1 protein-coding gene is annotated in these 26,811 nt (G+C 62.8%); it reads left to right on the plus strand.

The window, feature by feature from the left end:
• Positions 1-26,799, plus strand: coding sequence for a non-ribosomal peptide synthase/polyketide synthase (locus tag AC1Q6C_RS26565; RefSeq protein WP_492666902.1), 26,799 nt, complete (start codon positions 1-3; stop codon positions 26,797-26,799).
• Positions 26,800-26,811 lie beyond the last annotated feature (12 nt).

The raw sequence follows: 26,811 nt of genomic DNA on the forward strand, positions 1-26,811 counted from the left end.
GTGAAACCCTTCGAGGTAAGTCGGACCGACCCTTCTGATGAGACGCTCTTTCCGCTCTCGGCCGCCCAACGGGCAACCTGGTTCGCTCAGCAATTCGATCCCGAAGTCCCGATTCTGATAGCGCACTACGTGGAGCTGCGCGGCGAACTCGACGTCGAACTGCTGGATCGCGAAACGCGAGCGGTGGCATACGAGTTTCAATCTCCTTTGCTCAAAGTGATCGAGATCGACGGTCAACCGATGCAGTACGTGGACGAGACATCTGAGATCACCGTCCGTCTTGTCGACCTCCGTGGGTCCCCCGATCCGATCGAGGATGCCCTCGGGTGGATGCGCCGAGATTGCCGGACGCAGCTCGACCTGGCAGTCGACGGAATCGTCGCGACCGCTGTGCTGCGTGTCGGGGACGCGCACTATCTGTGGTACAGCCGCATCCATCATGTTGCGCTCGACGGTTTCGGTGCCATGACCATGATGAACCGCATTGCGCATCGGTACTCGGCCTCGGCGGCGAGAAAGGACTCGCAGCCGAGTCGTGCCGCGACGCTGCGCACGCTGTACGACATCGACGAGCGGTACAGAATGTCGGATCGATTCGCCGCCGACCGGGAGTACTGGGCTGAGCGCAATACCACCATGGCCGGATCCAGCCTGGCGGAGGCTTCTGGGCCCGCGCAAACCGAGAGCCGACTCGAAAGCACACTGATGTCGGACCGAAGTTGTGCCCTTCTCTACGAATCCGAGAACCACGCTGCACCGGTCATCGCTGCGCTCGCGTTGTACCTCGCGCGGATGACGGCGAAAGAGACTGTCCAGATTCATGTTCCGATGTCCGGACGGACTACGGCGGTGCTGCGGGACTCGGGCGGCATGATGGTGAACGTCACGCCACTGCTCATCCGTGTCGCAGCGGTCGACACCGTCGGTGAACTGTTCGCCCAGGTCCAACACGAGCTCATGGGTGCATTGCGGCACCAGCGCTGCAGCCTCGACGACATCCGTCGGGACGCAGGCGTGACGAGCGGTCTGGAAGGCGAAGACTCATATGCCGGGCCCATGGTCAACGTCATGCTGTTTCGCCAGGAGGTGCAGTTGGGCGAGGTGGTTGGGGAGTATCACATCGTCACCTCCGGGCCGGTGGAAGACCTTCTGGTCAACGTGTATCCGAGCGGCGACAGGCTGCGTGTCGACTTCCGGGCAAACCCGATCCGATACGAGGAGGCGGGTTTACGCGAGCACCACCGGAACTTTGTTGGCTTGCTGGAAGAGTTGATCGCGTCTGATTCCGGTGCCGAACTCGCAGACATTCACGGCCCGACGGCCCGAGAGGGCGAGCGACGACAACGCGAAGTCCGGCACCTCGAGTATTGGAGACATGAGCTCGCCGGGGCGCCCGAACTTTTGCAACTTCCCTTCGATCGACCCAGGCCTGCAACGCAATCGCTGGACAGTGCACAGGTTGAGGTCCTGATCGCCGCCGACACCCACGCGCGGATCACGGCGATGGCGAGTGATCTCGGGACGGACACTCGTGCGGTCTTACATGCGAGCTTTGCTCTCCTGGTGAGCCGGTTGTCCGGTGCTTCGGATGTTGTGATCGGTACGCCCGCGGGATCCGACGCGAACATCGTCGCCATCCGGAGTCGCGTCGATCTGGTGACGACTTTCACGGCGCTCCTGTACAGCGTCGTCGAGGTCCACAGTAATGCGCGGGCGCACAGCGAGATACGGCTCGAGCAGTTGGTTCAGCCATTGCACGTGGAGGATGTACCCGCCTATGCGCCGGTTGTACAGGTGACATTCGAGTCCGTCGCCGGCGCTGACGAGCACCCTCGCGACATCGGCCGCTTCGATCTCGGAGTGTCTGCGGTCGAGACTTTCGACGAGGTGGGTACGCCGTCCGGAATCTCGGTGAGGCTCGCGTTTGCCACCGACCTGTTCGACGCCGAGACGGTACGCGGCCTCGGTTTGCGGTTCGCGTGCGTCCTGGAATCCGTCACAGCGGATCCGGCAATCATGGTCGGCGACATCGATATCTTGTCCGACGACGAGCGATCCGCGATACGGCCTGTCCGCGGTGACCCGCGCGCTTCGCATCGCACCCTGGCCGATTTGTTCGACGGTGCGGCGCGCACACACCCCGACGGCGTGGCCCTGTCGTATCTCGATGCCGAGTTGACGTATCGAGAACTCGACGAGCGTTCGTCGAAGTTGGCCAGAGAATTGATCGACCGCGGCATCGGTCCGGAAAACAGTGTGGCGCTGGGTTTGACGCGTTCGATCGAATCGGTTGTCGCGATGTTGGCCGTGAGCAAAGCCGGCGCGGCATTCGTGCCGGTGGATCCGACCTATCCGGATGAACGTGTTCGCTTCATGCTGACCGATTCCGGCGCCGTACTGGGACTCACGGTCGTCGCGGAACTTCATCGCTTGCCGGATTCGGTTCCCTGGTCAGCGATCGACGACGCTGAGTTCCGTGGCCGACTTGCACGGTTGTCCGTGCGTTCCATCTCCGATGTCGATCGGGTGCGCCCGATCCGGCCCGACAATCTCGCATACGTGATCTACACGTCCGGGTCCACCGGACTCCCCAAGGGGGTGACGGTCTCGCATCGTGGACTGGAAGCGCTTGCTGCCGAACAGCGTTCGCGGTTCGGTGCGACCCAGGATGCGCGAACGTTGCACTTCTCGACCCCGAGTTTCGACGCCTCGATTTTCGAGTATCTTCTGGCTTTCGGTGCCGGAGCGACCATGGTGATTGCGCCGAGCACGATCTACGGCGGTGACGAGTTGTCTCACTTCCTCGAATCCCAGCGTGTCACGCATGGTTTTGTCACTACTGCGGCGCTCGGAACAGTTTCGCCCGAGGGCCTTTCGGACTTCGGCGAAGTGGTGGTCGGTGGTGAGGCCTGTCCGCCGGATCTCGTGCAGCGGTGGGCTCCCGGCCGACGGCTGTGCAATGCGTACGGGCCGACCGAGACCACCGTCATGTCGAACATCGGCGAGCCGATGGTGTCGTCGGAGGACATCACAGTGGGCGGTCCGCTCCGCGGCTTCGAGGAGATCGTGCTCGATCAGCGATTGCACCCCGTCCCCGACGGTGTTGTGGGCGAGCTGTACATCTCGGGAGACGCGCTCGCACGTGGATATCACCGGAAGTATGCGTTGACCGCAGAACGATTCGTGGCAGACCCCTTCGGCCTCCCCGGGCAGCGGATGTATCGAACGGGGGATTTGGTGCGGTGGCGCCGTGGCCGTGGACTCGAGTACGTCGGTCGTAGTGACTTCCAGGTGAAAGTTCGCGGATTTCGTATCGAACTCGGGGAAATCGACAGCGTCGTGCGGTCGTGTCCGCAGGTCGAGAATGCAGTCACCGTGGCGCGTGCGGCTCCCTCCGGGACAGCGACGATCACCACGTACGTCGTGCCTGCCGGCGGAAGTGCGCTCTCGACGGCCGAGCTGACGCGGTACGTCGCGAGCCGTGTTCCGTCGTACATGGTTCCTGCGGCATTTGTTCTACTCGACGAGTTGCCGGTAACTCCGGCGGGAAAGGTCGATCGCGCTGCCTTACCTGCACCTCGGCTCGATGCTCGGTCGGACGACTTTCGACCGCCCGAGGGCGCTGAGGAACTAGTGCTCGCCGAGATTTTTGCCGATGTTCTAGGCTTCGAGACGGTGGGTGCGGGTGACGACTTCTTCGATCTGGGCGGGAACTCACTGATTGCCACGAAGCTGATCGCTCGCGTAAATGCCGCTGAAGAAATCGATTTCGGGGTGCGGACTTTGTTCGAAGCACCGACTATCGAATCATTGGCCCGTCACGTGCGGGATGCGAAGTCATCCCGCGTTGATCGCACGCGTTCGAAGCGTCCAATCCTGCAGGCACATTCGTACAGGGACAAGATTCCGGTGTCTGTGGCACAACGACGCCTGTGGTTCGTCAATCAGTTCGACACGTCGTCCCCGGCCTACAACATTCCGATGGTGGTCCGACTGTCAGGTGCCTTGGATGTCGCTGCGATGCAGCGCGCGGTGGGAGATGTTGTCGATCGGCATGAATCGCTCCGTACCGTCTACCCGGCGTCGGTCGACGGCCCCCATCAGGTAGTAGTGCCTTCGGAACGCGTGACGTCGAAGATCGCGTGGGAAGTATCCGTGGACGAGGAAGCCTTGGACAGGCGCATCGCCGATCTCGCTCGCGAGGGGTTCGACGTGAGCGCGAACGTGCCCCTGCGCGGCTCCCTTTTTCGGGTCACGCCGGACGATCATGTCCTTGCGCTGGTGGTTCACCATATTTCGGCGGACGGAGCATCCCTCGAGCCGCTGGCCCGCGACCTGACCCGCGCCTACGCGGCGCGGGCTGCGAAACGGGCACCGGACTGGTCGCCTTTGCCTGTGCAGTACGCCGACTACAGCCAATGGCAGATCGAACTGCTCGGCAGTGACGACGATCCGGACACGCTCGAGGCGAAGCAGTTGGACTACTGGACGTCCACCCTGGCCGGTCTACCTGACGTGATCGACCTTCCGCTGGATCGACCGAGACCGGCGGAACGATCCATGCGCGGTGAATCGGTCCGATTCTCGGTGCCCGCAGACGTGCACAGTGAACTCCTCGAACTCGCTCGGAATCACAACACGACACCGTTCATGGTGATGCACGCAGTGCTGGCGGTTCTGTTGGCACGGCTGAGCGCCTCGCCGGACATAGCGATCGGGACTCCGGTAGGAGGGCGCGCCGAGCAAGTCCTCGACGATCTGGTCGGGATGTTCGTCAACACGGTCGTCCTGCGAATCACCGTTGACACCGCCGCGACTTTCGAGGAGATCCTTTCACGAACTCGCGAAGTCGATCTGGCAGCGTTCGGACAAGCCGAGGTGCCGTTCGAGCGAGTCGTCGATGCAGTTGCGCCGGAGCGTTCGTCATCTCGCTCACCGCTCTTCCAGGTTCTGTTGGAATTCCAGAACACCGCAGATCCCCACCTCGAACTACCCGGACTGGGTGTCGATGTTGTTCCAGTCGACGTCGGTGTCGCCAAATTCGACTTGCAACTGTCGCTCTCCGAGCAGCGTGGCAAAGACGGCGTCCCCATGGGTTTCGATGCCGCCTTCACCTATGCCTCCGATATCTTCGAGCGCACCACAGTCGCCGAGTTCGGCGAGCGTTTCGTCCGCCTCCTCCGGTCGGTCGTGTCGAATCCAACAGTGCCAGTAGGGGATACGGAAATTTTGGGCGCGCCCGAGCGTGGGTTGGTGGTGGGTGGTTGGGATGGTGTGGGGGTTGTGGTGGGGGGTTTGACGTTGGTGGATGTGTTGGATGGGCGGTTTGCTGGTGTGGGTGGTGGGGGGTTGGTGTGTGGTGGGGTGGTGTTGTCGTGGGGTGAGTTCGATGTTCGGGTGAATCGTTTTGCGCGGTTGTTGATTTCGTTGGGGGTGGGTCCGGAGTCGCGGGTGTGTGTGGCGTTGTCGCGGTCGGTGGAGTTGTTGGTGGCGGTGTTTGCGGTGGTGCGGGCTGGTGGGGTGTTTGTTCCGGTGGATGTGGGTGCGCCGGTGGAGCGGGTGGGGTTTGTGGTGGGTGTGGTGGATCCGGTGGTGGTGTTGTCGCGGGTTGGTGATGTTGGGTGTTTGCCGGTGGGGGTGGGGTTTGTTGATGTGGGTTGTGTTGATGTTTCGGGGTTTTCGGGTGGTCCGGTGGGGGTGGGGGATCGGTTGGGGGTGTTGTTGCCTGAGCATGCGGTGTATGTGATGTTCACGTCGGGGTCGACGGGTCGTCCGAAGGGGGTGGTGGTGTCGCATGCGGGGGTGGTGAATCGGTTGTTGTGGATGCAGGGGGAGTTTCCGTTGGGTGTGGGGGATGTGGTGTTGCAGAAGACGCCGGTGTCGTTCGATGTGTCGGTGTGGGAGTTGTTTTGGCCGTTGATGGTGGGTGCGCGGTTGGTGGTGGCGGATCCGGGTGGGCATCGTGATCCGGTGTATTTGGTGGGTGTGACCGAGCGGTGGGGGGTGTCGGTGGTGCATTTTGTGCCGTCGATGTTGGAGGTGTTCGTGGGGGAGTTGAGCGTGGGGGAGTTGGGGGTGGGGTGTTCGGGTTTGCGTCGGGTGTTTGTGTCGGGTGAGGGGTTGTCGTCGGTGTTGGCGGGGCGGTTTGCGGGGGTGTGTGGTGCGGAGTTGGTGAATTTGTACGGGCCGACGGAGGCGTCGGTGGATGTGACGTTTCATGTGGTGGAGGGTGTTGTGGGGGTGGGTGTTCCGATTGGTCGGCCGGTGTGGAATACGCGTGTGTTGGTGTTGGATTCGCGGTTGCGGCCGGTTCCGGTGGGTGTGGTGGGGGAGTTGTATGTGGGTGGGGTGCAGGTGGCTCGGGGGTATGAGGGTCGTGTGGATTTGACGGTGGGTCGGTTTGTGGCGGATCCGGTGTCGGGGGTGGTGGGTGCTCGGGTGTATCGGACGGGTGATGTGGTGCGGTGGGGGTGTGGTGGGGTGTTGGAGTTTGTGGGGCGCACGGATTTTCAGGTGAAGGTGCGGGGGCAGCGGGTGGAGTTGGGTGAGGTGGAGGCGGTGTTGGCTGCTCAGGTGGGGGTGGCTGGTGCGGTGGTGGTGTTGCGGTCGGGTGTGGGTGGGGATTTTTTGGTGGGGTTTGTGGTGGGTGAGGTGGGGGTGGTGGTCGATGAGGTGGTGGTGTTGGAGGGGGTGCGGAGGTCTCTTCCGGGGTTCATGGTGCCGTCGGTGGTGGTGGTGGTGGTGTTGGGGGAGTTTCCGGTGACGGTGCATGGGAAGTTGGACCGTAAAGCCCTCCCGGACGTCAACTTCGAACCTCAAGCGCTGCAGTATGTTGCGCCACGAACGCCGGTCGAGGAGACGGTTGCCGCAATCTTCGATGATCTGCTGGGAACGTCGACGGTGGGCGTGAACGACGACTTTTTTGCCCTGGGTGGGAACTCTCTCAGTGCGGCCAGGTTGGTTGCGCGAGTGAATTCTGTTCTCGGCGAACGGATCAACATTCGTGACGTTTTCGATGCTTCTACCGTTGCAGCGCTGGCCGAATTGGCGCAGTGTCGCGGAGGAGAGGGGGCCAAGCCGGCGTTGACGCCGCGGGTTATGACGACAGATATCCCACTTTCACCGGCGCAGGAGCGAATGTGGTTTGCGAATCAGTTCGCCCCCGAGTCCGCCGCCTACAACGTCGCGTGCGCGTTGAGGCTCGAAGGTGCAGTGAACGTGAGTGCGCTTCAGGCTGCATTTGTCGACGTCGTCGAGCGGCACGAGTCCTTGCGCACCGTTTTTCCTCTCATCGATGACGGCCCGCGTCAAGTGATCATGTCCACCTCACAGGTGGTATCGGATCTTGCACCGATACTTGTGCAGGGAGAGGAAGAGCTGCGCGAGCGTAGCCGGCAGATCGCTTCGGATGGTTTCGACGTCACGCAGCAGGTCCCGATGCGCGCCACCTTGTTGCGGCGAGATGACCAGGTCCACTCGCATGTCCTGGTGATCGTGATTCACCACATCGCCGCCGACGGATTCTCGACGGTACCGCTGGCCCGAGATCTCATGAGCGCATACTCCTCCCGAGTGAACGGTGAGGCACCGCAGTGGGCGCCGCTCGGGATCCAGTATGCCGACTACGCGTTGTGGCAACGTGGTTGGTTGGGCTCGGAATCGGACTCTCGGTCTCTGATCTCGAAACAGCTCGGCTATTGGGCCGAGAATCTTGCGGGCGCACCGGAGGTTCTCGACATTCCGACCGATCGACCGCGCGGTGATGTGCGTTCGCTTCGACGCGGACGGATCAGGTTCGTGTTCGGTCCGAAGGTGCATGCCGGTGTGGTTGCCCTGTCGCGCAAACACAACGCCACGGTCTTCATGGTTGTGCACGCAGCCTTGGCAGTGCTGCTGGCGAGGCTCAGTGATGAGGACGACGTAGCCGTCGGAACTCCCATCGCCGGGCGTGGGGAGCGCGAACTCGACGACCTGGTGGGCATGTTCGTCAACACGTTGGTCTTGCGCACTGCAGTGGACCGCGGCGCGACTTTCGGAGACTTCCTCGACCAGGTCCGAAACGTAGATCTGAGCGCCTTCATTCACGCGGACGTGCCGTTCGAAAGAGTCGTCGAGATCGTGAATCCTTCACGTTCGACGGCGTACTCGCCCCTGTTTCAAGTCATGTTGGAGTTCCAAGACATCGAACGGCCTGCACTCGAACTCCCCGACCTGCAGGTGACCGACGTGGGCGTCGAGATCGACACCATCAACTTCGACCTTCAGTTGACGGTGACGCAGAACGCCGGCGCAGCCGGCGAATCGGACGGTCTTCGCGCCGAATTCGGATATGCCACAGATATTTTCGACGAGGAAACGGTAGCGGGCTTCGCCGACCGCCTGCAACGGATTCTCGAGCGCGTTATCACGGATCCGCAATCACGGATCGGAGATATCGAGATCCTCGACGCCTATGAGTCAGCCGAACTGGTACCCGTGCGAGGTGAGATTTCCGCCGCTGTTCAGACCCTTCCGGATTTGCTGACTGCAGCAACAGATATGGCGACTGCCCAGGATCCCGGCGCCGTCGCGCTGGTGTTCGAGGAACGTGAAGTGACCTATCTCGAACTCGACGCGCAGTCGAACCGATTGGCCCGCATGCTGATCGAATCCGGAGTGGGTCCCGAATCGGTGGTGGCGTTGTGTCTCCCACGCTCCATCGAGTCCGTTCTGGCGGTGTGGTCCATTGCCAAGACAGGTGCGGCATTCCTTCCCGTGGACCCGGGACATCCTGCTGCTCGTATCGAGCACATGCTGGGCGACTCCGGTGCAGGGTGGGGGATAACGTCTCGCGCTCACAACGCGGCATTGTCCGGCCTCGTGCCGTGGCTGGTCCTCGAAGATGCCGGTTTCGAGGAACGGCTGCGGGCGTACTCGCCATCGAAAGTCACCGACGCGGATCGGAAGGCACCGATTCGCATCGACAATCCGGTCTATCTGATCTACACGTCGGGGTCGACAGGAATACCCAAGGGCGTGACGGTCACACATCGCGGGTTGAGCGACTTCGCGCTCCAGGAGCGTGAGACCTTCGCCGCCACGACCCGATCCAGAACTCTGCACTTCGCTTCGCCGAGTTTCGACGCGTCGGTTCTCGAGCTCGTGATGGCCGTTGGTGCTGGAGCCACGATGGTGATCGTGCCACCGACCGTCTACGGCGGGTCGGAACTGGCGGCGTTACTGGAGCGCGAGCGCGTCACCCATTGTTTTGTGACTCCGGCGGCCTTAACGTCCGTCGACCCAGACGGTCTCACCACTGTCGGTTGTGTCGTGACAGGTGGGGAAGCGTGTCCGCCGGAATTGGTGGCCCGCTGGGCGCCGGGCAGAAAGATGTTCAACGCCTACGGTCCTACCGAGGCAACTGTCGTGTCGAGCATCAGTGCGGCACTGGCTCCGAACGACCCGGTCACTATCGGCACACCTACTCGCGGATTCAGCGAGGTAGTGCTGGACTCGCGTCTGCGAGCGGTACCGGTAGGTGTCGCGGGGGAGTTGTATCTTGCCGGGCCGGCTCTCGCTCGCGGCTATCACCGGCGATACCCGTTGACCGCCACGCAGTTTGTCGCAGATCCCTTCGGTGCGCCGGGAACGCGGATCTATCGCACGGGCGATCGCGTGCGGTGGACGCCCGACCGACGGCTGGAGTATCTCGGGCGCACCGATGCCCAAGTCAAAGTCCGTGGGTTCCGCATCGAACTCGGGGAAGTCGAGGTGGCACTGCAGACGCACCCGCGCGTGGCCCAGGCGGTGACGGCCGTCTGGAACGGCGACGGCAGGGATCGGTTGATCGGCTACGTGGTTCCCGATCGCGGAGCGAGTGTCGATCCGCGAGACGTCCTCGCCCATGCAGGCAAGCGCCTGCCGTCGTACATGGTGCCGGCGGCGGTGGTGGTGCTCGACGCACTTCCGCTGACGGTTCACGGAAAACTCGACCGCGCAGCGCTTCCCACACCCGATTTCTCGTCCGCCGCCACACCCGACCGGCCACCGCGAACGGAAACCGAGAATCTTCTTGCCGCTCTGTTCGCGCAGGTTCTCGGTCTCGACGCGGTAGGAGTGCATGATTCGTTCTTCGAGCTCGGTGGCGACAGCATCATGTCCATCCAACTGGTGGCCCGCGCTCGCAATGCGGGTGTGATCATCTCACCCCGAGATGTTTTCGACCACAAATCCGTCGCCGCGCTTGCCGAGTCGGCGCACCTTGAGCAGGACAGGCCTGATGTACTCGCGGAGCTACCGGGATCCGCTGTCGGAACTGTTCCACTGAGCCCGGTGGCGCAGTGGATGCTCGACCGCAGCAGTGGCGGGCTGCGTGGCGGCGGAGTGAAACGGTTCTCCCAGGCGCTCTTGCTGACAGCTCCCGCTGATCTCACCCAGGACCTCCTTGTCCGTGGTCTCCAGGTGTTGCTGGACCGCCACGGAATGCTTCGAGCTCGCTTGGTTGAGAGTGACCGGGTCATGGAAGTCTTACCACCCGGCTCGATCTCGGCCGAAGGACTGATCCACCGCGTAGCTGTCGATTCGGTGGACGACGAAGGTTTCAGGGCCTTGGCGTCGGGAGAACTCGAGGCCGTGGCCGACAGCTTGGATCCCGCCACGGCTGACATGGTGCGCGTGATCTGGTTCGACCTGGCCGACAAACCTGACGTGTCGACCAGGCGGGGCCGACTACTTGTGGTGATTCATCACCTGGTTGTCGACGGCGTCTCGTGGCGCATTCTGGTCACCGACCTGGCGTCGGTGACAGCACAACTCCAGGCCGGTGTCACTCCCGAACTGCCACAGATCGGGACGTCGTTCCGGCGATGGGCGCATGGGCTTGTCGAGCACGTGGGCGACCGGAGCGTCGAACTGGACATGTGGAGAACGATCCTGGACGGCGATGACCCGTTGATCGGTTCGCGCCCACTCGATCCCACGATCGACGTCGACGACACGGTCGACACCGTTACAGTGGACATCTCGCCTTCGGCGACCAGGAACCTTCTCACCACGGTTCCTGCGGCATTCCACGCCGGCGTGAACGACGGACTCCTCACCGCTGTTGCGTTGGCCTCGATCGGGTGGCGACGGCGCCGCGGTATGGATACCGCTGCCGCCCTGATCACTCTTGAAGGACACGGCCGCGAGGAAGGGGTGGTTCCTGGCGCAGACCTCGCTCGCACCGTTGGTTGGTTCACCACGCTCTACCCGGTGCGCGTGGACCTCGGCGCAATCGACGTCGACGACGCACTGGCCGGTGGCGCCGACGCCGGGCGGGCCGTCAAAGCTGTCAAAGAGTACTTGCGTGCGATCCCCGATCATGGAATCGGATTCGGGATGTTGCGGTACCTGTCTGGCGAGAGCGACCCACTCGGCCGATTCCGTTCTCCTCAGATAAGTTTCAACTATCTGGGCCGGATCAGCTCCTCTGACGGAACACAGGACTGGCTGCCGGTGGAGGGCAATCGAAGGCTCGGCGGAACCCAGAACCCGTCCATGCCTGTGGCGTCCGTGATCGACATCAACGCGGCGGTTGAGGACCATGTCGACGGGCCCTGCCTGACAGCATCTTTCACCTTTCCCCGCGGAGTACTCGACAGGTCTGACGTCGCGGAGTTCGCGGAACTGTGGCGTCGTGCGCTCGACGGACTCACCGTGCACGCGTCGCGACCTGATGCGGGCGGTCTGACGCCGTCGGACATTCCCCTGGTCTCGGTGGACCAACAACAGATCGAACGCTGGGAGAACGACTTCCCCGGATTGCACGATGTCTGGTCGGTGTCGCCCCTTCAGGCCGGGCTGATGTTCCATGCCTCACTGGCGGCCACGTCGACGGACGTCTACACAGCGCAGATGTTCGTCGAGCTCGAAGGAGCGGTTGATTCCGAGCGTTTGCGCGGCGCTGCTGCCGGACTATTGGCAAACCACCCGAATCTGTGTGCAGCGTTCGTCTACGACGTGAACGGCCTACCGGTGCAGTTGATTGTCGACGATGCCGTGATTCCCTGGACCGAGGTCGACCTGAGTGATCGCGGATCGGCAACCGACGCAGATCTGGAGCGCCGCCTCGCCGAGGATCGCAGTGCACCCTTCGACCTCGCTTCGCCGCCACTTCTTCGGCTGACGTTGCTGCGAACCTCGCCGACGAGGTGTGTGTTGGTGGTGACGAACCATCACATCGTTCTCGACGGTTGGTCGATGCCGTTGCTGGTTCGCGAACTGTTGATGCGATACGCGGCCGACGGTCTCTCGGTCGAGGGGGCCCCGGCCGATCTTCCCGAGACTCCCTCCTACCGCACCTATCTGGAATGGTTGATGCACCGCGATATGGAGACCTCGCTCGCGGCGTGGGAGGACGCCTTGGAAGGCGTCGACGAGCCGACGTTGTTGGCGCCTTCGACGCCGATCGCGGAGCAGCTGGTGCCCGAAGAGGTTGCCGTCGATCTACCCGATTCGGTGCGCGACGGACTCGGTGCGCTGGTCCAACGGAGCGGGATCACGATGAACACGGTGATCCAGGCGGCGTGGGGTGTCCTACTGTCTCGGATGCTTTCCCGTGACGACGTAGTCTTCGGCGTCACGGTTTCGGGCCGCTCACCCGAGTTGTCTGGTGTGGAAAACATGATGGGGCTGCTGATCAACACGTTGCCTGTCCGAGTGCAACTGGATCCGGACGAGACGTGTACGCAGCTGCTCGCTCGACTGCAAAGCGAGCAGATAGCTCTGCTCGATCATCACTATGTCGGACTCGGCGCGATTCAATCTGTCGTAGGGACAGGCAATTTGTTCGACACACTGTCGGTCTTCGAGTCGTATCCGATCGATACCTCGGGGATGGGCGGGAACACCGACATTGCCGGTATGCGCGTCACCGCTGTGAATGCCCGCGACGCCACGCATTACCCGCTCACCGTGCTGTCGGTCGCGGAACCGACGCTGCAGGTCAGCCTGCGGTACCAGCCGGCGGCATTCGACCGCGCCGCGGTCGACACCATTGCACAGCGAATGTCGCGGATTCTTGCCGCCTTCGCAGCGAACGCGGATACACCGGTCGGTGAGGTCGACGTGTTTGTCGCCGGTGAGCGTGGGTTGGTGGTGGGTGGTTGGGATGGTGTGGGGGTTGTGGTGGGGGGTTTGACGTTGGTGGATGTGTTGGATGGGCGGTTTGCTGGTGTGGGTGGTGGGGGGTTGGTGTGTGGTGGGGTGGTGTTGTCGTGGGGTGAGTTCGATGTTCGGGTGAATCGTTTTGCGCGGTTGTTGATTTCGTTGGGGGTGGGTCCGGAGTCGCGGGTGTGTGTGGCGTTGTCGCGGTCGGTGGAGTTGTTGGTGGCGGTGTTTGCGGTGGTGCGGGCTGGTGGGGTGTTTGTTCCGGTGGATGTGGGTGCGCCGGTGGAGCGGGTGGGGTTTGTGGTGGGTGTGGTGGATCCGGTGGTGGTGTTGTCGCGGGTTGGTGATGGTGGGTGTTTGCCGGTGGGGGTGGGGTTTGTTGATGTGGGTTGTGTTGATGTTTCGGGGTTTTCGGGTGGTCCGGTGGGGGTGGGGGATCGGTTGGGGGTGTTGTTGCCTGAGCATGCGGTGTATGTGATGTTCACGTCGGGGTCGACGGGTCGTCCGAAGGGGGTGGTGGTGTCGCATGCGGGGGTGGTGAATCGGTTGTTGTGGATGCAGGGGGAGTTTCCGTTGGGTGTGGGGGATGTGGTGTTGCAGAAGACGCCGGTGTCGTTCGATGTGTCGGTGTGGGAGTTGTTTTGGCCGTTGATGGTGGGTGCGCGGTTGGTGGTGGCGGATCCGGGTGGGCATCGTGATCCGGTGTATTTGGTGGGTGTGATCGAGCGGTGGGGGGTGTCGGTGGTGCATTTTGTGCCGTCGATGTTGGAGGTGTTCGTGGGGGAGTTGAGCGTGGGGGAGTTGGGGGTGGGGTGTTCGGGTTTGCGTCGGGTGTTTGTGTCGGGTGAGGGGTTGTCGTCGGTGTTGGCGGGGCGGTTTGCGGGGGTGTGTGGTGCGGAGTTGGTGAATTTGTACGGGCCGACGGAGGCGTCGGTGGATGTGACGTTTCATGTGGTGGAGGGTGTTGTGGGGGTGGGTGTTCCGATTGGTCGGCCGGTGTGGAATACGCGTGTGTTGGTGTTGGATTCGCGGTTGCGGCCGGTTCCGGTGGGTGTGGTGGGGGAGTTGTATGTGGGTGGGGTGCAGGTGGCTCGGGGGTATGAGGGTCGTGTGGATTTGACGGTGGGTCGGTTTGTGGCGGATCCGGTGTCGGGGGTGGTGGGTGCTCGGGTGTATCGGACGGGTGATGTGGTGCGGTGGGGGTGTGGTGGGGTGTTGGAGTTTGTGGGGCGCACGGATTTTCAGGTGAAGGTGCGGGGGCAGCGGGTGGAGTTGGGTGAGGTGGAGGCGGTGTTGGCTGCTCAGGTGGGGGTGGCTGGTGCGGTGGTGGTGTTGCGGTCGGGTGTGGGTGGGGATTTTTTGGTGGGGTTTGTGGTGGGTGAGGTGGGGGTGGTGGTCGATGAGGTGGTGGTGTTGGAGGGGGTGCGGAGGTCTCTTCCGGGGTTCATGGTGCCGTCGGTGGTGGTGGTGTTGGGGGAGTTTCCGGTGACGGTGCATGGGAAGTTGGACCGTAAAGCCCTCCCGGACACCGATTTTGCGAGCGCTGCATATCGGATTCCTGCCACTCCTGCCGAAATCGGAATCGCCCGTGCTGTTGCCGACGTTCTCGGTCTCGACCAGGTGGGTGCCGACGACAGTTTCTTCGAACTCGGCGGGGATTCCCTCAGCGCCACTCGAGTCATCGCCCGCATCAACGCCGCATTGCACACCAATATGGGGGTCAATGCACTGTTCGACGCCCCCGTGGTCGCGGACCTGGCGGCCTCGATAGATCCAATCGACTCCGCGCCGGGCGAGCCTGGACCCGAGGAAGCTACTCGTGTGCCCCTCACGAGTAGGGCACGGCCAGAACGTATTCCGCTGTCGTTCGCGCAATCGCGGATGTGGTTCGTCAACCAGTTCGACACGTCGTCTCCGCTCTACAACATCCCCGTCGCACTACAACTGGACGGGTTCCTGGATTCGGGTGCGCTCCAAGCCGCGCTGGGTGATGTGGTGGAACGGCACGAATCTCTTCGAACGATCTTTCCTGCGTCCGCAGACGGGCCCTACCAGGTGATCGCCGAACCCGCGGTCGCTGCTCCTCGAATCCACCCCGTGCCGATTCCCGGCGAGTGGCTTTTCACGGACTTGCACGCGTTCTTCGACATCGGATTCGATGTGTCCGAAGGGTTCCCGCTGCACGTGAGGTTACTCCGAACCGGACCGGAGCAGCATGTACTCGCGATCGTTGTTCACCACATCGCCGCAGACGGCTTCTCGATGGCACCACTGGCACGCGACCTGATGAGTGCATATACCGCGCGCACGCAAGGTCGGAGCCCGGACTGGGCGCCGCTGCCGGTTCAGTACGCCGACTACACCCTCTGGCAGCGTGAGATCGTCGACGCAGACGTTGGTCCGGAAACTTCGCCCTCGGCCGAATTCGATTATTGGACAGCGAAGCTGTCGGGTATTCCGGACGTCTTGCCGCTCCCTCTCGATAGACCACGAACCTCGAAACGGTCTGCCGAGGGCGCGGTGGTTTCGATGGACTTCTCGCCCGAGATCCATCGAGCTTTGAACGAACTCGCACACCAGAACGGTTCGTCTCTGTTCATGGTGATGCATGCGGCTCTGGCGGTATTGCTGGCACGGCTCACTACAGCGGACGACGTAGTGATCGGGACTCCGGTCGCAGGTCGCGGTGCATCGGTGTTCGACGATGTGGTCGGGATGTTCGTCAACACGCTCGTCCTTCGCACACCTGTCTCATCCGGAGCAACCTTTGCCGAGGTGTTGGCCGCGGTGCGGTCAACGGATCTCGGTGCTCTGGACCATGCAGACATCCCCTTCGAGAGGTTGGTGGATTACCTCTCGCCCGACCGTTCCACCGAGCATTCACCTCTGTTTCAGGTACTCCTCGAATTCCAGACCGATACGGGACTGCGCTTCGACTTGCCGGAACTGACGGTTCGCTCGCTCGACGTCGATCTCGCGGTTGCGAAATTCGATCTGCAACTGAGTGTGATGGAGCACGTCGACGAGCACGGTGAGCCCGCTGGTATCAGCGCCGGTTTCCGTTATGCAACAGATATTTTCGATCGAATGTCGGTGGCGCGCATCGCGGCGCGCTTCGAAAGAGTGATCGGCGCCGTGACCGAGAACCAGTCGGTGGTCGTCGGTGATATCGACATGATTCTGGCCGGCGAACTCAGCGGGTTGCTGGTTGCGCCCACGCCCTCTGGCGCCGGAACAGACGAGGATTCGTTGTCGGATCTCTTCGATCGCACGGCGCGGACGTCCGGTGCTGCCGTGGCGGTGCGCTGCGGCGGATTGTCGGTTACGTACCGCGAACTCGACGAGCGAGCAAACCGCCTTGCTCGACTGTTGGTGGCGCAGGGGGTGGGGCCGGAAACCTTGGTGGCAGTCGCGATGGCCCGCTCGATCGACCTGATGGTGGCATTGCTGGCGGTGGTGAAGGCGGGTGGCGGATACGTACCGGTGGACTCGACTTCTCCGGTAAACCGGGTGGACTTCGTGCTGCGTGACGCCCGGCCGAAGTGTGTGTTGACCACCCGGGCCGACGGCGACTACATACGAGACAGTGACGCAATCGCAGACAGCGAGATTCCAGTGATTGCGGTAGACGACCCGGTGATTCTCGATGCACTGCACAGGTTTTCTCCGCTTGCGGTGACCGACCGAGATCGGCTGCTACCGCTCCGACCCGAATCGGTGGCCTACGTGATCTACACCTCGGGGTCCACCGGGCGCCCGAAGGGGGTGCAGGTTTCTCACCGCAGCGTAGTGACGTTGCTGGCAAACACCAGAGCGCTCTTCGGCTTCGGCAGCGGCGATGTGTGGACGATATTCCATTCGGAGGCATTCGACTTCTCGGTCTGGGAAATGTGGGGCGCACTCGCACACGGTGGCCGACTGGTACTGGTCGACTACTTCACGGCCCGTTCACCAGAGGCATTCCTCGAATTGCTACGGCACGAACGTGTCACGGTGCTCAATCAAACTCCCACCGCCTTCTATCAATTGGCGGAAGCCGACCGGCTTACCGGGGGTGCGGCCCTGTCATTGCGCTACGTGATCTTCGGCGGAGAAGCGCTCGACTTCGGACAGTTGACGCGCTGGTACGCCCGTCGCGGGACTTCGTCACCAGATCTGGTCAACATGTACGGCATCACGGAGACCACTGTGCACGTCAGCCATTTACCGCTCGATCGTGTGCTGGTGCGTCAACGATCGGCCTCGGTGATTGGTCGGGCGTTACCCGGATTGCGTGTGTATGTGTTGGATCAGCGGTTGCACCCGGTGCCGCCCGGTGTGGTGGGTGAACTGTATGTCTCCGGTGATCAGGTTTCACGCGGATACCTCGGCCGGTTCGGTCTGACGTCCGCGCGGTTCATTCCCGACCTCGCGGTCAGTGGTGCGCGTATGTATCGATCCGGTGACCTGGGGCGCTGGAACGACAGCGGGCAGCTGGAGTACCTCGGACGAAACGATCTGCAGGTGCAGGTGAAGGGGTACCGAATCGAACTCGGCGAGGTGGAGGCTGCACTGCTCTCCGGAGTGGGCGTGTCTCAGTCGGCGGTGGTAGCCCGCAGAGACCGGTTGGTGGGCTACGTGGTGCCGGAGTCCGGTGCCACTATCTCTCCGGCGGCGTTGCTCGAGTATGTCTCACAGAGGTTGGCGCCCCACATGGTCCCCGCTGTCGTGACGGTTCTCGAGGGTTTGCCGCTGACGGTGAACGGAAAGCTCGACCGGAATGCATTGCCTGAACCTGACTTCGGGCGACAGGCAACCGTAAGTCGTGGCCCCGCGTCCGCGACGGAAAACATCCTTGCGAGTCTGTTCGCCGAAGTTCTGGGACTCGAGGAGGTGGGGGTCGACGATTCGTTCTTCACTCTAGGCGGTGACTCGATCATGTCCATCCAGTTGGTGACGCGCGCCAGGTCTGCCGGAGTTCTGATCACACCGCGCGAGGTGTTCGAACGCAAAACTGTTGCGGCGCTGTCCGAGACGGCCGGAACGGCTGGCAACCGTGTCGTCGTCGACGAATTGGCTGGCGGCGGCGTCGGTGAGATCGAATTGACGCCGATCGTCGAATGGATGCTTGACCGTGGTGGAGATTTTCGCCGGTACTCCCAATCTGTTCTGCTCTCGGTTCCTGCCACGCTCGACGAGGTCACGCTGACACTGGCCATGCAGGCTGTGCTGGACCACCACGACATCCTCCGCGCAGGCATCCGGGCGACGCATCATCCTGAATCCGCTCGGCGGATGGACGTTGCGCCTGTAGGTACGGTGCGGGCGGAGACCGTCGTACGCCACGGGAGCCTCGGGGGTTCTGCCGCGGAGACGGTCTCGACAGAACTCGACGCAGCTCTGGGGCGGCTCGACCCGGAGGCAGGTGTGATGGTGCAGGCAGTCCTGCTCGACACCGACGGACAGATTCAAAAGGACCGGCAGAGCCGGAAACGGTTGCTACTGGTAGCGCACCATCTGGTGACGGACGGTGTTTCCTGGCGAATCCTGATCCCCGATCTTGCACTTGCCTGTGCGCAGGTGCAGACAGGCGTCGACCCGTCACTTGCTCCGGTCGGAACCTCGATGCGTCGATGGGCACATGGCCTCGTCGACGCCGCGCGCGAGCCGGATCGGGTCGCTGAAATCGACTATTGGCGAGAGGTGCTCGAGGGCCCGGATCCGACTCTGGGTGTGCGCGCCCTGACGAAGAGGGACACCGCCTCGGCCACCATTGACATCGAAGTACGAGTTCCCACGGGATTGACCGAGGCCGTGTCGACGACAGTTCCGCAGGCGATTCACGGGAGCGTCGAGGACGGATTGTTGACGGCTTTGGCACTTGCGATGGTCCGCTGGCGCATGGACCGCGGCATCGACAATCCGGAGACATTGATCAGTCTAGAGGGGCACGGACGCGAGGAACAGGTGGTTCCCGGGGCAGATCTTGCTCGCACGGTGGGATGGTTCACGACGATCTTCCCGGTGCGGATCGATCTGAGCGGAGTGGATCCGGGTGACGCCTTCGCCGGCGGCCCGGCTGCCGGCGTCGCTGCCAAGACTGTCAAGGAACAACTCCGGGCGGTGCCGGACCGCGGCATCGGCTTCGGGTTGCTGCGCTATCTGAACCGCGAAACGGCACACACTCTTTCGCAACTTCCGGTGCCTCAGATCAGCTTCAACTACCTCGGACGCGTCGGTGGATCCGACGCCGACGCTTCAGCGGGATGGGTACCGATCCGTGACGAGGACCTGCGGACGGTTGCGGCCGTCGATCTCCCACTCGCCAGCGTCCTCGAGGTCAACGTGATGACGGTCGACAGCGATACCGAGGACGGTCCGCAGCTCGTTGCCGGCTGGACGTTCCCACCGGACATTCTGGGTGCGGACGACGTTCGGCAACTGGGGCAGTGGTGGCTCGACGCACTGGCCGGACTCGCAGAGTTCGCGGCGGGCGGCGGCGGATTCACACCCTCGGACTTCGATCTGGTCGATCTTCGACAGGAGGCGATCGACGACCTCGAAAGTCGGTGTCCCGACCTGAGCGATGTCTGGCCACTCTCTCCACTGCAAGCGGGGTTGTTGTTCCACGCCGAATTGGCCGAACGATCGGTCGACGCATACCTCGTACAAGTGGCTCTCGATCTAGCCGGCGCAGTCGATTCGGAGCGCCTGCGCCGCGCCGCCGACGCGCTGCTCGGCCGGCATGAGAACCTGCGTACCGCCTTCCTTCACAGCGCCGACGGCCGTGCCGTCCAGGTGGTCCGAAGCAACGTGGCAGCGCCGTGGCAGGAAATCGACCTCACGGGTGCACCAGATCAGGAAATTGATCGAGCGCTGGCCGAGGACCGAGCGCGCCCGTTCGACATGGCACGGGCGCCGTTGATCCGATTCACCCTGATCGCTCTCGCCCCCGAAAAGTTCACGCTCGTGCTCACCAATCATCACATCCTTCTGGACGGCTGGTCCATGCCCCTGCTGATCCGGGAATTGGCGACGCTCTATGCCGCCGACGGTCAAGTGGCGGCCTTGCCTCACGCGCGCGCGTATCGCGACTATCTGACCTGGATGAGCCGCCGCGATCAGCAAGCTTCCCGAGCTGTGTGGGCGAGGACGCTGAGCGGAGTCGAAGGACCGACGCTGTTGGCTCCAGCGGTTCGATCGCGTCGACTCTCCACCATGGCGGCCGAGTGGGTGTTCGATCTGGACGAGGAATTCACAACCTCACTTCGCGGAATGGCGCGTGAACTCGGGCTGACGATCAACACGATTGTTCAGGCATCGTGGGGGATCGTCCTTGCTGCACTGACCGGGAGAGACGATGTGGTGTTCGGAGCGACGGTGTCGGGTCGACCTCCCGAGCTGACCGGGATCGAAACCATGGTCGGGCTGTTCATCAACACAATTCCGGTCCGAATCACGCTGCGCCCGAGTGAAAGTATCGGCACACTCCTCGCGCGGATCCAGGCCGAGCAAGCAGAGCTGTCGGATCACCACTGTCTCGGGCTTTCCGAGATCCACGTAGGCGCGGGGCCGGAGATCGGATTCGACACGTTGACTGTCTTCGAATCGTATCCCGTTGACCGTCAGGGGCTTTCGTCCGATGCCGATATTGCGGGGGTCCGGATCACCGATGTCGAAGCCAAGGACGCTGCCCACTACCCGCTCAGCCTCGTAGCATCGGTCGACACCAGGCTCCGCCTGAAATTCGAGTACATACCCGAGGTTTTCGGTGCCGTCGACATCGAAGAGATCGCCGGACGACTGCGGCGCGTACTCGAAGCGTGTACCCAGCCGAATCGTCCCTTGGCTGTGGTGTCGGTGCTCGCAGCCTCCGAACATACTGAATTGGTGCCAGTCCGTGGCACGGCCGGCGGGTCGTCGCGCGTCTTCCCGGAGATCTTCGACGAGGCAGCCCAGCGTGATCCGAACGCACCGGCCGTGGAATCGGCGGACGGCAGCATGACCTACGGTGAGCTGGACATCCTTTCCAATCGCATTGCTCGCATGCTCGTCTCGCACGGCCTGGGAACCGAGGACTATGTAGCGGTCGGTGTCCCACGTTCTCTCGCGTCCGTGGTGTCGATACTTGCCGTCGCCAAGACAGGCGCTGCGTTCGTACCGATCGATCCCGACTATCCGGACGAGCGGATCAATCACATGCTGATCGATTCGAAGGTCAGCTTCGGATTGACCACCACCGCGGGCCGAGATCGATTGCCCGATATCGCGGAGTGGCTGATTATCGACGATCCGCATTTCACGAAGAAGTGCGAGGGATTCTCGGGGAGCCCGTTGACCGACAACGACCGACTCCGTCCGATCGGGTTGGATTCAGCTGCCTACGTGGTCTACACCTCGGGGTCGACCGGCGTGCCCAAGGGCGTCGTGGTCACGCAGCGAGGGCTCGACAACTTCGCCCGAGACCAGCTCGAACGCTACGGCGCAACTCCACAATCACGCACGCTGCACTTCTCCACTCCGAGTTTCGACGGGTCGCTCTTCGAATATCTGCAGGCTTTCGGAGCCGGGGCGACGATGGTTATCGCTCCACCCGGGATCTACGGGGGCGAGGACCTGGCGCAACTTCTGGCAGAGCACGCCGTCACGCACGCGTTCGTCACCACAGCGGCATTGGCATCGGTGGACCCGGCTGGGCTGGAACAACTTTCGGAAGTCGTATTCGGGGGCGAGGCGTGCCCGCCCGACCTCGTCGCTCGCTGGGCACCTGGCCGCCGCTTGTACAACGCGTACGGACCGACCGAAGCAACGATCATGTCCAACGTCAGCCCGCCGATGACCGCCGGAGAACCAATCACCATCGGTGGACCCGTCAGGGGCGTCAGCGAACTGGTGCTCGACACTCGACTTCAAGCGGTTCCCGTCGGGGTCCCCGGCGAGCTGTACCTGGCCGGACCAGGCGTGGCACGGGGATATCACCGAAGGGCGGGGTTGACGGCAGAACGCTTTGTTGCCAACCCGGCTGACCCAGGAACGCGGATGTACCGCACCGGCGACATCGTGCGATGGACGGCGAACATGTGTGTCGAGTACGTCGGGCGAAGCGACTTCCAGGTCAAGGTTCGAGGCTTCCGTGTCGAACTCGGTGAGATCGACAGTGTGCTGATGTCGGAGCCCAACGTCGGTTTTGCCGTTACGGTTGCCGATTCCGGCCCCACCGGAGACACCCGACTCGTGTCGTACGTCGTGCCCACGGCGGGTCGACTGGACACCAGGATCCTGATTCGCGCCGTGGCCCGGCGCTTGCCTTCGCACATGGTGCCTGCCGTTCTCACGGTGCTGGAGAACATTCCGTTGACCGCTGTCGGAAAAGTCGACCGTTCGGCGTTGCCAAGACCCGAAATCGAGACGACCACAGGGGATTTCCGTCCCCCGGTCGGCCCGGTCGAACAGGCAGTGTCGGACGTGTTCGGCGAGGTGCTCGGCCTCGAACGAGTCGGTACCGACATCAGTTTCTTCGAGCTCGGTGGAAATTCTCTGAGCGCCACTTCGGTCGCGGCGAGGCTACGGTCGGTGCTCGGAGCTACCGTAGGCGTGCGGGATCTGTTCGAGACGCCGACGGTGGCCGAGTTGGCTACGGTGATCGGCCAGTCGGTTGCCGAAGGGTCGGAGCGACTGGGACCGCGCCCCCGACCCGACAACATCCCCTTGTCGTTTGCTCAGCAGCGGATGTGGTTCGTCAATCAACTCGACACCAGTTCTCCTGCATACAACATTCCGCTCGTGGTGCGGTTGAGCGGTGAACTCGACAAACCGGCCTTGAGATCAGCGATGTCCGATGTCATCGCCCGCCACGAATCGCTGCGAACGATGTTCCCGGTCCACGGTGACGGACCGGTCCAGCACATCCTGCCCACCGAGAGCGCCGAGCTGCCGCAACTGACCGAGACATCGGGGACCGACGAACATCATCTCCGTGACGAGCTTGCCCGGATGGTCTCGGCCGGTTTCGACGTCGCCGCACGAATTCCCCTGCGGGCAGCGTTGTTCACCATCGATGAGCGCGAACACGTGCTTGCCGTAGTGGTGCACCACATCTCGGCTGACGGCTTCTCGATGTCTCCGTTGACCCGAGACGTGATGATTGCATACGAGGCCCACGCGTACGGCGGGGATCCCCAGTGGACGCCGCTTCCAGTCCAGTACGCCGACTTTGCGCTCTGGCAACGGGAGATTCTGGGCTCAGTCGACGACCCCGGGTCGGTGATCAGTGAGCAGTTGGCTTACTGGCGACGTGCACTGTCAGGTGCTCCCGACCTCTTGGAACTTCCGCTCGATCGAGACCGGCCGACGCAACAGAGTTTTCACGGCTCGCGGATTCACTTCTCGATCAGCAATGATCTTCACCGCCGTATTCTGAACGTGTCGCGGCAGCACGAGTCCACTGCATTCATGACTGTGCATGCAGCGCTCGCGCTCTTGCTGGCACGTTTGGGCAGCACCGACGACATCGTGATCGGCACGCCGATCGCCGGCCGGGGAGATCGTGCCCTCGATGATCTGGTCGGCATGTTCGTCGGCACGCTCGCACTGCGCACACAGGTGGATCCGGCTCGATCGTTCCGCGAGTTGGTTGAGCATTGCCGCGAAGTCGACCTCGCCGCGTTCGCTCATTCCGACGTGCCCTTCGAGCGGGTAGTGGACGCGGTCGGGCCGAAACGGTCGAGCGCTTATGCACCGATTTCCTCGGTGTCGCTGGAATTCCAGAACAACAAACGACCGATTCTGAAGCTACCGGGACTGGAAGTCCGCGGGATCGACCCTGCACTCGAGGTAGTGAAGGTAGACCTGGAATTCCTTCTGGCCGAGGAGTACGACGATCGCGGTGAACCGGGAGGGATGAGCGGAGCCGTCGACTTTGCCACTGATCTCTTCGACCCCGGTACGGTCGGCGGTTTTGCCGACATGTTCGTTCGTGTGCTCGAGGCCGTGACCCGGAATCCGCAGGTACCGATCGGTGACATCGACCTACTCGGCGATCTCGAACGTCGCGAGTTGACGCCGGCGCATGGGCTCCCCGAAGTACCTCCGAAATTGTGGCCTGAGTTGTTGGCGGACGCCGTGGCGATCGATCCTGACTCGGTGGCCCTGTCGCTCGAGAACCGGCAGCTCAGTTATCGCGACCTGGACGAGTGGTCGAATCGTGTTGCCCGGGAGTTGTGCGGTCGCGGTGTGGGCCCGGAGACCTTCGTGGCACTGGGAATGCCTCGCTCGATCGAATCGGTGGTGGCGATCTGGTCGGTGACCAAAGCCGGAGCGGCTTTTGTGCCTGTCGATCCGGCCTATCCGCGCGAGCGCGTCGAATACATGCTCGCCGATTGCCGAGCCTCGCTCGGTTTGACTGTTCAGACCAGCCGAACTCACCTACCCGACGTTGTTCCCTGGCTGGAACTCGACGACCCACACTTCGCCCGGCGGGTAGCCGCGCTGTCGCCGGAACCGATCACCGATGACGATCGAACCGGTGAACTGAACCTCGATCATCCGGCCTACCTGATCTACACCTCGGGATCTACCGGGAAACCCAAGGGAGTGAACATTACTCATCGAGGTTTGGCGAGCTTCACGGCCGAAACTCGTGAGAGGTTCGAGGTCACTCACGACTCTCATGTCTCTCAGTTGGCATCGCCGAGTTTCGACGCTTCCATCTTCGAGTTGACGATGGCATTCAGCGCCTCGGCGCAAGTCGTGATCGTTCCGCCTGCTGTGTACGGTGGCGCCGAATTGGCCGATGTTTTCCGGCGCGAGCAGGTCACTCATGCCACCATTACACCGACCGCGCTGGCGGCGTTGGGTGACAACGGTTTCGAGGCGCTCCGTGTTCTCGATCTGGTGGGCGAGGCCTGCCCGCCGGAGGTCGTCGCGCAATGGGCGCCGGGTCGGAGGCTGCACAACGGCTACGGCCCGACTGAAACCACCGTGCAGGCGAGTGTCAGCGATTCGATGAAACCCGGTGCGGGAGTGAACATCGGCTCGCCGGCAGTGGGTTTCGGCTTCCTGGTGCTGGACGAGCGTTTGCAGCCCGTCCCGGTGGGCGTGCCGGGGGAGTTGTACATCATCGGCCCAGGTATGGCACGTGGGTACCATAATCGGGCGTCGCTCACGTCGGAACGATTTGTCGCTTGCTTGTACGGATCGCCGGGGCGCCGGATGTACCGCACCGGAGATGTCGTGCGTTGGCGTGAATCCGGCGGTGACAGTGCCAAAATCGTTGGCTCCGGCGATGGAGCGCATCACACGCTCGAATACATCGGGCGCAGCGACTTCCAGGTCAAGGTCCGTGGTTTTCGGATCGAACTCGGGGAAATCGATGCAGTTCTCTCACGCCATCCGTCGGTGGACTTCGCCGCGACTGTCGGCCACACGGGACCGTCGGGTGAAACGGTCCTGGTGTCGTACGTGCGTGCGTCAGCTGCCGACGCCACCGGCACCGACGAGATACGGGCGTACGCAGCCGACCGACTACCCTCGCACATGGTTCCGTCGGCAGTGGTGCTTCTCGATCGGATTCCGATGACACCGGTGGGCAAGCTCGACCGAAAGGCCTTACCGGAACCCGAATTCGGTTCGGCTGCAGCCGAGTTCCGCGAGCCGGTCACCGACACTGAGCGCGCCGTGGTCGACTCGTTCGTCGAGGTTCTGGGTGTCGACCGGGTGAGCACTACCGACAGCTTCTTCGACCTGGGCGGGTCCTCCCTGGTGGCCACCCGAATCGTCAGCGCACTGCACTCTCGTTTCCGACGGAGAATCCCGCTTCAGTGGATGTTCCTCGACCCGACACCCGCTGGAATCGCTCGACGCCTCGACATGCCGACAGCCGACGCCGGTATGGAAGAGCTTCTCGCCGTGGTTGTTCCACTGCGGACGAAAGGGACTGGGCGACCGCTGTTCTGTGTGCACCCCGGTATCGGCCTGTCCTGGGGGTATGCCGGCTTGGTGCGGTATCTGCCCGAGGACAGACCCGTGTACGGACTTCAGCTCCCCGCTCTCAGCGACGACGGTGACTATCAGTCGATCGAACAGTTAGCCCATCGCTACGTCGAAGAGGTGGAGGCCGTTTCGCCGGACGGGCCGTACGACTTACTCGGGTGGTCCCTTGGCGGAGTCATCGCGCACGCCATGGCCGTCGAACTGCAATCGTCCGGCCGCGACGTCGCCACACTGGCGATGATGGACAGCTACCCCGACAACGGCAATGCCCCTGCGTCAGCCGAACTCGACGTCCGAGATCTACTGCGAGGACTCGGCCTCGAGATCGAGACCGACCGAGATCTGACCTTCGACGAGGCGGCGGCCGTGTTGGCCCGGAGGCTCGGGCCCGAGACGGGAGTCGACGGTCGGGACCTCGAACGGATTGCCCGAGGGTACGAGACTTCGCAGAGAATCACGCACCAGTTCGTTCCCCAGGTCTACGAAGGAGATCTGCTGATCTTCCTGGCATCCGGAGAAGACGACACGATTCCGCGCGACAGGTCGCCGCAGGAATGGAGCCCACTCGTGACGGGCCGGATCGTGGAGGTGCCCGTGCGCTGCGAACACAACGAGATGATCGAACCTCCGGCCATGGCGGTCATCGGACCGGTGCTCGCCCGGGTGCTCTCGATGTTTTCCGGATACTCCGAACGGGCATGACAACTTCAAGCC

Source organism: Rhodococcus sp. MT28 (assembly GCF_058792695.1).